This window comes from Leptolyngbya sp. AN10 (assembly GCF_050565645.1).
GTDB lineage: Bacteria > Cyanobacteriota > Cyanobacteriia > Leptolyngbyales > Leptolyngbyaceae > Leptolyngbya.
Map to the genome: position 1 here is coordinate 81,818 of NZ_JBNXVP010000014.1, position 12,706 is coordinate 94,523.

A 12,706-nucleotide genomic window follows, 5' to 3' on the forward strand; every position below is an offset into this window, starting at 1 on the left:
AGACGGTAATCTTGGACTAACGGTGTAATTAATTGCAGCAAATGGAATGCAGTATTGGTAAAACATTACCGATTCTCTTTTCGATACAGCGCTACGCTGCTCCCCTTACTGAGTGACTGGAGCTTTGTGAAGGGAACTCCCCTAAAGTGACACGGGCAGGCATATCACAGGATGCAAGCAAAAATTTCGCGATCGAGATCAATAGAGTCGCAGGAAGTTGTGGGGCGAGTCATGGATGTTGTCAACACTACAAGAGAAGAAGTAATTCGCCTAGAGTCGGATCGGCTTGCTTCACTGTCTACTCATTCACTTGATCCAGTGCCGCATCCTAATGCCTTTTCATCGCCGTTAGCCAACGTCGAAGCCACGATCGGACGCAAGATTGCCCAAGCGCTCAGTCGAGCCACACGCCCCGATGCAATTTTGCCGGAGGTAGCCGCTCTATTAGGTGAGGCGTATGGGGTTCAAGCTTGTGTGATTTCGGTTCCGTCTGTCTCTGGCAGTTCCCAAACAGCTTGGTTTTCAAAGTCGCACCTTAGTGGAACTCAGCAGAAGGAAATTTTATCGAGTTATGCGATCGTTGAAGCGGAAACGCTAAATCACGGTAAATTAATTGCCTCTGATCTCACCGTCAGCGAAATTACTTACGCATCCAAAGCATTACCGATTCGAGCAGTCCTAAGTCTGCCGACTCTATTTCAAGGTCAACCGAACGGCGTTGTAAGTTTGATATGCACTCAGCCGCAGCGCTGGACGGATCTCGAAATCGATACGCTGACTCATGTGGTCGATCACATTACGATCGCGATTTCCCAAATTTCGCTCCAGCAAAAAGTCGCGAAGCAGGCTCAATATCAAAGGTTGATCCGAGAAGTGACGATGGCAATTCAGAATTCTCTGGAGGTGCCGCAAGTTCAACTCTTGGCGCTAGAAGGATTGGCGCAATCGCTAGAGATTGATCAAGCCTTTGTCTTGAGAGCGAAGTTCTGGGACCCGCGCCAAAGTATTCGATCAAATGACGATCGGATTCCAAGAGTTCGGATGATGGTTGATAGCGAATGGAGACAGCATCCCATTGATCCAGATCCAGAAGTGTCTTTGAGCCAATCGTTTTGGGTGGCGGACTGTGGAGTTTGCCAAATCGCGGTTCGTAGCACCGCTAAATCGTTTGTATTCGACGATTTGACCGAGCTTCCAGAAGAAACAGTCATCGCTCCGATTTTTGATTCCCAGAACATGCCTGCTCTCATGCTCGTTCCATTGGAGAGTAAGAACCGACTGCTGGGGTTTATCGCAGTGCAGCAAAGTCGATCGCGCCAATGGCAACCGGAAGAAATCGAGCTAGTGGAATTATTGAGCGCTCAGATTAGTGCAGCAATTATCCAAACTGAAACGCTGCGCCAAGTCGAATCGCTGGTTGAAGAACGAACCGCACAACTGCAACAAAGTTTAGAACTGCAAGCCAAGCTGTACGAGATCACCCGTAAACAAATCGAGAAACTGCGGGAAATGAATCAGCGTATGGATGAGTTCCTCAGTACGCTGAGTCACGAACTCCGGACACCGCTGACTAGCATGATGTTAGCAATCCGAATGTTGCGAGAAGCCAATCTCACTCCCGATCGTCGTCAGCAATATTTGAATATTCTGGAGCAGCAGTGCGCTCAAGAAACCAGCTTGATCAATGATTTGCTGGCACTTCAGGAATTAGAAACCAAACAGGTCGCATTCCAGCTTGAGAAAGTCGATTTGAAACAAGCGATCGGCGATGTTTCACAATCTTTCAGTCAACGGTGGGCATCGAAAGGACTCGCACTCGATCTGAAGTTGCCGGATCGATCGCCTGTGTTTAATACCGATCGCGACAGTTTCAATCGCATTTTGCTGGAATTACTAACGAATGCAGGCAAATACGCTGATCCAAACAGCACGGTTCATCTTCAGGTCACAGTACAACCTGGACAACAAATCAAGCTGGCATTGTCGAATATTGGTTCGGCAATATCGGCAGAAGAACTGCCGCACATCTTCGAGAAATTCCGGCGTTGTCAGGGCATGACCCAAAATGCAGTTCCAGGAACAGGATTAGGATTAGCGCTGGTCAAGAGTTTAGTCCAACACTTAAATGGCACGATCGAGGCAACGAGTGTCGCAACTTCAGATTCTCAATCCTACGAAACTTGCTTTACCGTGACATTGCCCCAGAATTTAGAAATCATGGGGGCGTAGCTTTCCGTTACAATCCTGACTAGAGTTTGTTGAAGGCGAATTAAGGTTTCAGCATTTTCTGAAAGTGTGCTGTGCTGCTCACCTTATAAGGGATGAGACTGGGTATAATATCTGAAGTTATGTTACAAGCTGCTGTCCCTCCCACTCAATCTCTACGCTGGCAACGGCAAATTTCTTCTCCACTGGCGCGACAAGTGGATATTTCCGTGTCGGCTGCAAAATTGACGTTTTATCTCTGGTGGGATCGGCAAGTTTCTGGGAAATCTGCTCATCACCGCAATCGACGCGCTCAATGGTTGGTAGGGACGCTCCTGGACTTAGGACCTACGTTTATCAAAATTGGACAATCGCTTTCGACACGGGCGGATTTGCTGCCGCTGGAATACGTCAAGGCGCTGGGACAACTTCAAGACCGCGTTCCTGAATTCGACTCGAATCAAGCCGTTGCGATTATTGAATCCGAGCTTGGATATCCGCTTCATTTTCTGTATCAGGAGTTCGATCGCACTCCGATCGCGGCTGCCAGTTTAGGGCAAGTCCACCGAGCGAGACTCCACACAGGCGAAGAAGTGGTCGTCAAAGTTCAGCGTCCGGGGCTTGATCAATTGTTTGCAATGGATTTCCAGATTATCGGGCGGCTTGTCCGCTGGATCGATCGCATTGTGCCGGTTGCACGACATTACAACCTTGAGGAGATTCACGGAGAATTTTCAGAAATTCTTGGTCGTGAAATCGACTATGTTCAAGAAGCAATGAATGCCGATCGCTTTCGACACAATTTCGCGGATCACGATCGCATTGTGGTTCCAAAGATTTATCCGAAGTACACGACGCGGCGCGTATTAACGATGGAATATGTGCCGGGGATTAAGGTCAACGATCGACAAAGTTTACTTGCGATCGGGATCGATCCTCGTGAGATCAACCATCTGGGAATTTGCGCCTATCTAAAACAATTGCTACAAGACGGATTTTTTCAAGCTGATCCGCATCCCGGCAATATGGCAGTCAGTCACGATGGCAAGCTGATTTTCTACGATTTCGGCATGATGGCAGAGGTGCAGCCGATCAATCGAAATCAGATGGTGCAGACCTTTTTCGCAGTTCTGAAGAAGGACACGGATCAAGTTGTCAGTACGCTAGTCGATATGGGCTTGGTCGAGCCGATGGCAGACATGACTCCGGTGAAGCGGATTGTGAATGTGTTAGTCGATCGCTTTGCGGATAAGCCTGTCGAGTTGCAAGCCTTCAAAAGTCTGCGAAACGAACTCTATTCAGTGTTTGAACAACAGCCGTTCCGGTTGCCTGCCAAGATGACGTTCATTATTAAGGCGTTGACAACTTTGGACGGGGTAGCGCGTGACCTTGATCCGCAATACAACTTACTGTCAGCCGCGAAACCGTTCGTGAAAAATCTCGCCACGATTCCCGCTCGTCAAGGGAGCGGAGTCGGAGAACTCGCACGTCAGGCGAAGGATTATTTGGCGTATCGATTGAATAAGCCGAATCCAACCCAGAGCGCGATCGAGCGATTGGAAACGCGGCTCGAACAGGGCGAGTTGAAGATTCAGGTGAACTCGATCGAGCACAATCGCGCTCTCAAAACTTTGAATCTTTCAGTTAGAGCTTTGTTGTATGCTTGCATTTCAGGATTTGCCGCACTGACTGGAGCAATTTTATTAGTCGGTCAGATTAGCGGCGGTGCGGTGTTTGCGTTTACGATCGCGGCAGTTACAGGTTTGTTTTTGATCCGATCGCTGATTCGATTGATGTGGCGCGATCGAGTCGATCGGATGATCGATTCATAAATCTGCAATTAAAGAACAGAAATCGCGTAAGAGGATAAGATCTCTCTAAATTTGCGCGATCGAGCTATTAGAACGGCGTATAGTTCACCGAGAAATAGAGTCCGCGTTCTTGCAGCGATCTCTTTTCGCCACTGGTGGAAGTGAGCGGCAGTCCCCAATCGAGTCGAACTGAAACGCGATCGCTCTGTCTCCAAATTAGTCCCAATCCTGCACCGACTAATGTATTCGAGCTTGGGGTATCGCTGCCAATGTTCCATCCAGTTCCCACATCGATGAAGGGTGCGAGTTGGAACGTTCCGAGATTGCGCGATCGTACAATGGGAAAGCGAAATTCAGCCGACATCAAAGCGCCACTATCGGTTAACAAAGCATCTTGTCGAAATCCGCGCACTGTCACCTGTCCACCGAGTCCGAATTGTTCAAGCGGAACCATCGAATCGCCTGAGAGTTGAACATCGCCACGAACTAGGAAGACGGTTTCGGGAGCGACTTGACGAAGCCATTGTGCTTGACCGCGCCATGAGAAAAAGCGGCTGTCTGGAGCGTTTTCGTTCACGGTTGCATTTAGCCAATTCACACCAAGGCTGAACTGCGATCGTAAAGCGAAAACGTGCTGCGTACTGCGCTGAGTATATTCCTGGAAAAAGCGTAAAGCAGAAACTCTGGTGCGTCCTTCTGAATCCGCTCCCGGAGACAGCGGGAAGCCACCAATGTTATCGAGTCCGAGTGCGGTTTGGCTTTCTTGACGAGAGAAGAGGAAGCCGATCGCGAAATCAGTTGAAGTGCGCTGAATCAAGGGTTGGCGAAATCCGAGTTCGTAATAACGCGATCGAGATTGAATATCCAACACGGTAAACGGTTCTTCGATCACATTGTTGCGACCGGAACCATAGCTCAACCAGGCTGCACCATTTCTGGCATTGATGGGAACGGTGTAGTTTAAATCGATCGTGTTACTGCCTCTGGTATTCGAGTAGGCAACAGTCAAAGCATCTCCGAAACCGAATAAGTTGCCTTCTCTAAGTTCGAGTTTGCGACGGAAGCTTCCCACACTGGGCGATCGACCATTATCGAATGAGGTTCCAATGCTGAAAGTATCCGCTTCTCGAACATCAACTTGGAGCAAGTTTGTGCCGGGACGAACTCCTGATTGCAGATCCGCAGAAACATTGCTAATTCGTGGATCGAGGCGGAGTTGCTGGAGATTTTCGAGCAGTCGGGAAACATTAAGCGGCGTTCCCACTCCGAGTTTGATGCGATCGCGAATGTACTTCGGATTCAGACGATGGTTTCCGGTCACTTTAATGTCTTCAAGTGTTCCTTCCACGACTTGAACTTTGACCACTCCATCCTCGATCGTTTGGGGCGAAATCATTGCGCCCGTGGTGGTGTAGCCTTGATCGATATAGAGTTTTGTAATTGCCGATCGCGCTTCGAGCAATTGAGCAAACGTGAGATCTTTACCCACATAAGGAGCCGTAGCCGTTTTGAAATCTTCGGGCTTGAAGCGGGTACTGCCTTCGATTTCAAAGCGATCGACGCGAAACGTTCCGGTTGCTACTTCTGTTGTCTCTGGTAGCTTGGGAGCCGGGAGCGTTGAGAGTTCAGGAGATTTTGGTTCGGTATCTTTGAGTTTGAGTGGTTCTAAAGATAGATCGCCCGTGAATTTACCAACTGCGGCAGGATTGGCGAAAGCGGGAGTTTGAAGACCAATACCAGCAAGTGCGAGTAAGCCAAGCGTCCAGGGGGTTTTGGAAGACATAGAAGTGACTTGAGTTCGATCGAGATTACTGGCAGTGTTCCCCGACCAAATCGCGAAGAATCAGCAACAACGGTGCGATCGCGCTACGATCGATTTCACGAATTTTGAGTGATAAATCATGGCGCAAGATAAACTTCCTCAGTCGGGCGGTGGAATGGCAGTCGTGCAATATTGGGCGGAACATACTTTGTCGCCTGATGGGGTCAAGATTTGGCAGACGCTATTTCATAAAAGTGCGTGTTTGTCCTGTGCTTGGGGAACAGGCGGACAGAAGGGCGGCTTTGTGAATGAGGATGGGGAAGTGTTGCAGCGATGCGCCAAGAGTGTGGAAGCGATCGCTTCTGAGCTTCAACCTGCAACAACGTTTGAACAGCAATATACGATCAAACAGTTGCAAGCTTTAACTTCCCAAGAAGCGAATAATTTAGGGCGTTTGAGCCATCCGCTGATTTTGAGAAAAGGAAGCGATCGCTATGAGCGACTTAGCTGGGATGAAGTGTACCGAATTGCAGAAGAAGCCTTTCAGAAAGCTCCAGAACGAGTGGCATCTTATAGCTCTGGGCGTTCCTCGAATGAGGCGGCGTATCTATTGCAGTTGATGATGAGAGCATTCGGATCGAATAACTTAGCGGATTGTTCGGATCTGTGTCATTCTGCTTCAACAGTCGGGCTAAAGAATATGTTTGGATCGGGCACTTCGATGGTGAGCTTGGAGAGTCTGAAACAAGCAGATTGTGTGGTGCTGATTGGATCGAATGCACCTGCGAACCATCCGCGATTGATGAATGAATTGATTCAATTGCGCGATCGAGGCGGCAAAGTGATTGTAATTAATCCAGCGATCGAGGTTGGTTTAGTCAAATTCGGTTCTCCTGCTTTCCCAATCAAATCGATGCTGAGTGGTGGTTCTGAGATTTCCTCACTATACTTACAACCAATTCCAGGGAGTGATGTTGCATTGTTCGTTGGATTGCAGAAAGCATTAATTGAACAAAATTTAGTACAACAAAACTTTCTCGAAGCGTATGTAGAACAATGGGAAGCCGCGATCGACTATGCAAAATCACTCTCTTGGGAAGTGATTACAGAAGCTTGCGGTGTTTCTAAACCTGAGATTGATCTTGCTGCGAACATCATTGGAACTTCAAAGGGAGTCGTATTCGCTTGGGCAATGGGTGTCACTCAGCAAGTAAATGGAGTAGATAACATCTATAGCATTGCGAACACTGCTTTGCTCAGTGGCAATGTGGGGAAAGAGGGAGCGGGAACAATGCCTATTCGGGGACACTCGAACGTGCAGGGCTTTGGTTCAATGGGTGTTACCATTCGCTTGAAAAAAGAGATTCAGCAAGCTTTAGAAAAACTATTACAAAAGCCGCTAAGTCGAGTTCAGGGCTATGATACTCGCGCCTTGATTGATGCTGCTGATACCAATCAAGTTGATACTTTGATCTGTTTGGGCGGCAATCTGTATGCTGCAAATCCAGACCTGACTCAAGCAAAACGCGCTTTAGGGAACATTAGAACAATTTTCTATGTTGCAACTAAGCCGAATTTAGGACATTTCCACGGATTAGCAAAACACAATACCATTATCATTCCTGTGTTAGCTCGATTTGAGAACCCGCACAAAACAACGGCTGAATCTGGTAATAACTTTGTGCGATTAAATGATGAAGGTCAAACCCATTTGAAAGATGCGGACTTAGTTTCTGAAGTGGAATTCTTGGCTGAAATTGCCGATCGTATTCTCCCCAACTCCCCCGTTGAATGGCGCAAGCTGCAAGATACAAAATACGTCCGAAAGCTAATTGCCCAAACGATTCCGGGGTATGAAAAGATTGGCTCGATCGACGAAACCCAAGAAGAATTTACGATCGCCAATCGCGTCTTTACGACTCCTACTTTTCCAACTCCAACCGGAAAAGCTTCAATGTTCATCACGCCTTTACCCAAACTAACAGTTCCCACCAAAGCTGATTTTGGTTTATCCGAATCTGCACCCGGAATTGTTCTAATTTTAGGAACCGGACGCAGCTACACGCAGCACAATACTGTGGTGTACAAGCCTGGGGACAAATATCGAGCAATGCCGCACCGCAATTGTATTTGGATGAATCAAGAAGATGCAGAACGAGCCGGATTCAAAGAGCATCAACGGGTCACAGTTCAAGGCGATGCTGGAAAGATGGAAGACGTTGAAGTGATCTATGGAATGATTCGATCGGGGGCTGCAATGATGTTCTATCCAGAAGTGAATGCGATCTTTAAAGCGAAAGTAGATCCGCGATCGGGAACTCCAGCTTATAAGCGTGTTCCGGTGGTAGTTTATTAACTTACTTCATCGCGCCCATTGTATTCTTCCACGCAAGCTCTTTACACAATACAATCAGCGCCCGTTCTTCGGCTCCCTGGAAGAGTTTTGTCTCGATCAATTCCTCTAAAACCTGATGCGTTAACTGCACTGAGAACGTTCCACCACAGTGCAGTAAATGGCTGTAGTAACAAAACTGCGATCGACCCATCTTATTGAGATGAAAATGGTAAATCTCTTCCCAAGTCATTTTCTGGACAGGTGTATTTACCGGAACGACGACTCTCGGAATTCCCTGAATACCGTAGGGCTTACCATTGTATGTGTCTAACTCTCCGACTAACACAGTCCAAAGCAATGTTCGTACTTCTTGAACCTGATCGGGTGTGAACAATGGATCGGGTTCACTGGTCAATCGAATTCCTGTATTCAGAAACAGCGGATTGAATAGCTGTGAGTTGTAGACAATTCCAACTGCCCAATGTCGATCGTCTTCGAGTTTCACAAACGTGCCAAAGCCGTAGTCATCAGGGAGCGGAGCCTGAGCAAAATCCATTGAGTCATCCACTTGCACAATGTAATCACAATGCGAATTCGACTTCACCACTTTTCCGAGTCGCATGACTTTCTCCCCGTACATTCACAGGCATTTTACAGTGCTGTGAGTTTTTGTACTATAAATTTGATCAATTTGCCAATCGATCGAGTGCCACTGCCAAACTATTTAGCACCAAAGCCTCTGGTTTACTGTACGCCTGATAGTAACGATAGTTGTTCATCATCATGCGCGATCGCAATCCTGCATCCTGAAACAGTCGTACAGTCACTTCAGCACATTGCTCTGGTGTTTGGAACTCTAGATAGTTTTTCTCGTTGGCAAAATTTCCTGGAAGCTGATAGTTGAGGGTTTCGCTGACGATCGCTTTCGATTGCGCGACGTATTCTGCCATTTTCCATCCGATCGAGCGATGCAATCCAGTCGTGGCAACACAAATCGGAAACTGCCGCAGTTGCTTCATGTATTGTCCTTGCTTGGATAGTTTTGGCTGATCGAGAAGCAAGTCAGGATAATGTTCTCGTGCATAGTCCCCGTAGAATCCGCCAAAGAATGCACTCCCAAATTCTCGCTTAAGCGACTGGAGACAGCGCGATCGCATTTCATTGATATGGTGATACTCCTCTTGTTTCTCTCTTGTGCTCATTGCGGCTGGGTCCCAAGCTCTTACCATGAATAAGACTTTCGGTTCCTGCTCGAAGTTTGGATATTCTCCAAAATGCTGAACTCTTGGAGCAAACAGATGATTTGAAAACAGAAAATCGAAACCAATGCTGTATAAAAGGCTTTTGATTTTATCTTTCTTTTGATCAAGTTTGATGCGATCGGCAAAGAGCAAATCAATTCCTTTGCTGTATACGGGAAAAATTAATCCGAGCGGAAAAACTTTCTCGGTTGCCTCTATCGATCGAACATACGTTTCGCTAAAACTTCGTTTGAAATACAAATCTGCTTTTTCTAATGCTTTGTGATTGACTTCATAGCTGTCATGCAAATCATAATAAAGCAAATACTGATTGTTTAAAGTCACGCTAATGTGATGCCGCTGCGCGTCTTGTAGGTGCACAGTCTGTGAAAGATCAATGAGATTTTCTTGAACGATCCGCTGTTCTAAATCAACGACTTTTGCATCGCGTAACGCTTTAAACCCAGTATAAATTAGCTGCAACGCATGAAGATTAGACCGACTTTGCAGCTCACAAGTGATAGAATTTTTCATAATTTCAAATGACTGAGACAAAGGCAAGATTAGCAAATTTATCTTTTACTCAGAGTCACGATTTGACGATAAGAAACCGATCTACTTTTCCAACTCTTTCGCATGCTAAGAGGGATTACAGTAGATGACAAGTAATTATTTGGACATAATTGCAAAACAGTGATCCACGCTGAGGTGGAACGTTTTATAGAATCTCAGAATGTGGATCAATGCAAGAGTACTGATTCTGCGCGTTCTTGCCCCAAAGTTGATAGAGTGAAAAACTGATGACTCTTACAGGAACGCGATCGATGAATGCAGACCCCGTAACAATGATGAAGCAGCAAGTTGGTTATGCTGCGGCAGCGAAAGTACAATCTAATTCGATCGTTGGATTAGGAACAGGTTCTACGACTGCTTATGCAATTCAAGCGATCGGAGAACGATTACAGTCCGGTGATCTGCAAAATATTAAAGGAGTTCCGACCTCGTTTCAAGCGATCGTGCTTGCCCGTCAGTTTGGAATTCCGTTGACGACTTTAGATGAAATCGAAAAGATTGATATTGCGATCGATGGTGCTGATGAAGTTGATCCTCAAAAGAATTTGATCAAAGGGGGTGGCGCAGCCCACACTCAAGAAAAGATCGTGGATAGCTTGGCAGATCAGTTCATTGTTGTGGTGGATAGTGGGAAATTAGTCGATCGATTGGGTTCGACTTTTCTGCTGCCTGTTGAAGTGATTCCGATGGCAGTGACTCCGGTGATGAAAGCGATCGGGAAACTTGGCGGCAAGCCTCAATTGAGAATGGGCGTGAAAAAAGCAGGTCCGGTTGTGACTGATCAAGGCAACTTAGTAATTGATGTGAAGTTCGATCAGATTGATAATCCGGCTGAACTGGAGAAGACGCTGAACAATCTGCCAGGAGTGCTGGAGAATGGCTTATTTGTGGGTGTGGCGGACATCATCATGGTTGGAGAAGTGAAAGACGGTCAGCCGAGTGTCAGAGAGTTTTAAAGTTTGACAGATTCTTTGGGTGGCGGATAAACAACCGCTACCTATTACTATTTCCTGGTATTTGTAACAGTCGCACCTTTACTTTTGCGTTTCGCGGTTACGTTCGTTTTCACCGCAGGAGCGCGACGCACCAGCACCCATTCGTCTGTAATGCCTAAGAACTGCATTTGTTTCTGAGGAATCTTTTCTAAAGTGGGTCGATCGATTAACAAATGAGGATGAGGATCTTCGCGCCAGTGTTTTAACAAGGTTTCAGGAGGCGCGGGAATAATCGATCGCTCACTATAAAAGTTCAGCGACGGACGGAAATAAGGATAAGACGTATAAATTGTTTGCCCTCTAGTAGTGGCTCGTTGAATCATTACGCCCACAGGCTTAGCTGCGAAGGTTTCTTGCAGTTCCCACAGCCAATGATTCGACATCATCAGCACCAATAACGTAAGGTAAGTTCCCCAAATGAGAACAACGATAAATTGGATATCTTGGCGGGCAATTAAGATTGCAGTAACGGTCAGTGTTAGCGCCAATGTTGCGAAGATTAGCTGTAAATCTGGCTCTTTTAATCCAACTGTGTAGTAGATTGCGCCTGCCCAAGCCACGATCGATAAAACCAAAAACACTGTTACCCAAATCCGCGCTTTCTGAACTGGTTTCGCATTTAACGGAGGTTGCCAAAATCGCTGCAACTGAGCACCAATCATTAAGGCAAACGCAGGATAGAGCGGCATCGCATACCAGGGAAGCTTCGTCTGCATGATCGAAATCACGATGAAGTAGATTCCGCTCCAAACTAGAGACAGTTTCGCCCAACTGAGCGTTCGATTTTCCCAAGCATTACGAAGTGCGATCGGTAAAAATACAACCCAAGGAACGCCATGCTTGAGGATTTCCCAAAGGTAATACGTCACAAAGCCTTGATTGTTCTCAACCGAATCCGAAACGCGCTTTAAGGACTGATTCCAAAAATGCGCCTGTACAAACGCATCCCCGTAGCGATAAATCTGTGCGCCGTACCACAGTGCTACCGGAAAACAGCCCAGTCCAAAACCTGCCCAGAGATACGGCGAAGTCAACAATCGCGGCGTATCCCAAACGATGAATGCGATCGCGATCGCCAGCAGCAAAATTCCGAGAATTCCCTTCGTTAAGCAGAGACAGCCAAACGCGACACCGATTCCCAGTCCCCAGCGCAAATCTCGACGCGATCGCAGTAAGCAAAATACCAACGCCAAGAAAAAGCACAATACTGCCCCGTCCAGCATGGCTAACCGTCCCTGGCGCACCACAGGCAGCGAAGTGAGATACACCAACGCTGCAAACACAGCCGGACTCCGCTGGAAAAAGATTTCTCGACCAATTCCATACAGAAGAGGAACGGAAGTTGCGGTTAATAGCGCTCCAGGTAGGCGAGCTGTCCACTCATTCACGCCCCAAACATGGAAGCACAAAGCCACCATCCAATGAATCAGCGGGGGTTTATTAAAATAGGGTCCGCCGTTCGGCTCAAAAGGAAACAACCAGACAAAAGCATCAAAAGGATTACTGGCAATTTCGCGGGCAATTTGAGCGACGATGCCCTCATCCCAATCGCGTAGAGGAAGACCGCCCAGATTGATTGTGAAAAGAACGATCGCAACAATCCACAGTCCGATCGTCCATCCTGGGTCAATCCACGCTTGATACCGGGACGTGCCTGATTGATTTCCGGTTGAAATCTCGCGATCCATTTTGCTTTGATCCACTACACCGACTCATTGTGCACCATAAGCAGTCATTTGACGGAGTTCATAGACAAGAAGCACGATCGCACACTTAATTTTTCT

8 protein-coding genes are annotated in these 12,706 nt (G+C 47.1%); 4 read left to right on the forward strand and 4 right to left on the reverse strand.

All coding sequences use genetic code 11. The features are described from left to right. The first annotated feature begins 171 nt into the window (after nucleotides 1-171). Both ACQ4M5_RS20110 and ACQ4M5_RS20115 read left to right on the forward strand, forming a co-directional pair. Entirely contained in the window at nucleotides 172-2,229 is a 2,058-nt protein-coding gene (locus tag ACQ4M5_RS20110) for a GAF domain-containing sensor histidine kinase (protein WP_430677456.1), read from the forward strand. A 119-nt stretch (nucleotides 2,230-2,348) separates the two neighbouring features. Then, a complete protein-coding gene (locus tag ACQ4M5_RS20115) occupies nucleotides 2,349-4,037 on the forward strand; it encodes an ABC1 kinase family protein (RefSeq protein WP_430677457.1) in 1,689 nt (562 codons plus the stop codon). Nucleotides 4,038-4,104: 67 nt separating this feature from the next. Here the strand turns inward: ACQ4M5_RS20115 and ACQ4M5_RS20120 are convergent, their stop codons facing one another. Beyond that, on the reverse strand, nucleotides 4,105-5,799 hold the full coding sequence (locus ACQ4M5_RS20120; protein WP_430677458.1) for a ShlB/FhaC/HecB family hemolysin secretion/activation protein: 1,695 nt from the start codon (nucleotides 5,797-5,799) through the stop codon (nucleotides 4,105-4,107). Nucleotides 5,800-5,917: 118 nt separating this feature from the next. Between ACQ4M5_RS20120 and ACQ4M5_RS20125 the strand changes: the two genes are divergently transcribed. Further along, on the forward strand, nucleotides 5,918-8,134 hold the full coding sequence (locus ACQ4M5_RS20125) for an FdhF/YdeP family oxidoreductase (RefSeq protein ID WP_430677459.1): 2,217 nt from the start codon (nucleotides 5,918-5,920) through the stop codon (nucleotides 8,132-8,134). A gap of 1 nt (nucleotide 8,135) precedes the next feature. Here the strand turns inward: ACQ4M5_RS20125 and ACQ4M5_RS20130 are convergent, their stop codons facing one another. Further along, nucleotides 8,136-8,735 carry a hypothetical protein gene (locus ACQ4M5_RS20130; RefSeq protein ID WP_430677460.1) on the reverse strand — a complete coding sequence of 200 codons (600 nt, stop codon included), beginning with the start codon at nucleotides 8,733-8,735 and terminating at the stop codon, nucleotides 8,136-8,138. 64 nt (nucleotides 8,736-8,799) lie between these two features. Beyond that, nucleotides 8,800-9,888 (reverse strand): hypothetical protein, encoded by a 1,089-nt coding sequence (locus ACQ4M5_RS20135; protein ID WP_430677461.1) that lies wholly within the window; start codon nucleotides 9,886-9,888, stop codon nucleotides 8,800-8,802. A 266-nt stretch (nucleotides 9,889-10,154) separates the two neighbouring features. Here ACQ4M5_RS20135 and rpiA point away from each other — a divergent pair, with 266 nt between their 5' ends. After that, nucleotides 10,155-10,883: a ribose-5-phosphate isomerase RpiA gene (rpiA, locus tag ACQ4M5_RS20140; protein WP_430677462.1), complete on the forward strand. Its 729-nt coding sequence runs from the start codon at nucleotides 10,155-10,157 to the stop codon at nucleotides 10,881-10,883. 47 nt (nucleotides 10,884-10,930) lie between these two features. On the opposite strand, the gene ACQ4M5_RS20145 is transcribed toward rpiA, so the two are convergent. Further along, nucleotides 10,931-12,610, reverse strand: coding sequence for an ArnT family glycosyltransferase (locus ACQ4M5_RS20145; protein WP_430677463.1), 1,680 nt, complete (start codon nucleotides 12,608-12,610; stop codon nucleotides 10,931-10,933). Nucleotides 12,611-12,706 lie beyond the last annotated feature (96 nt).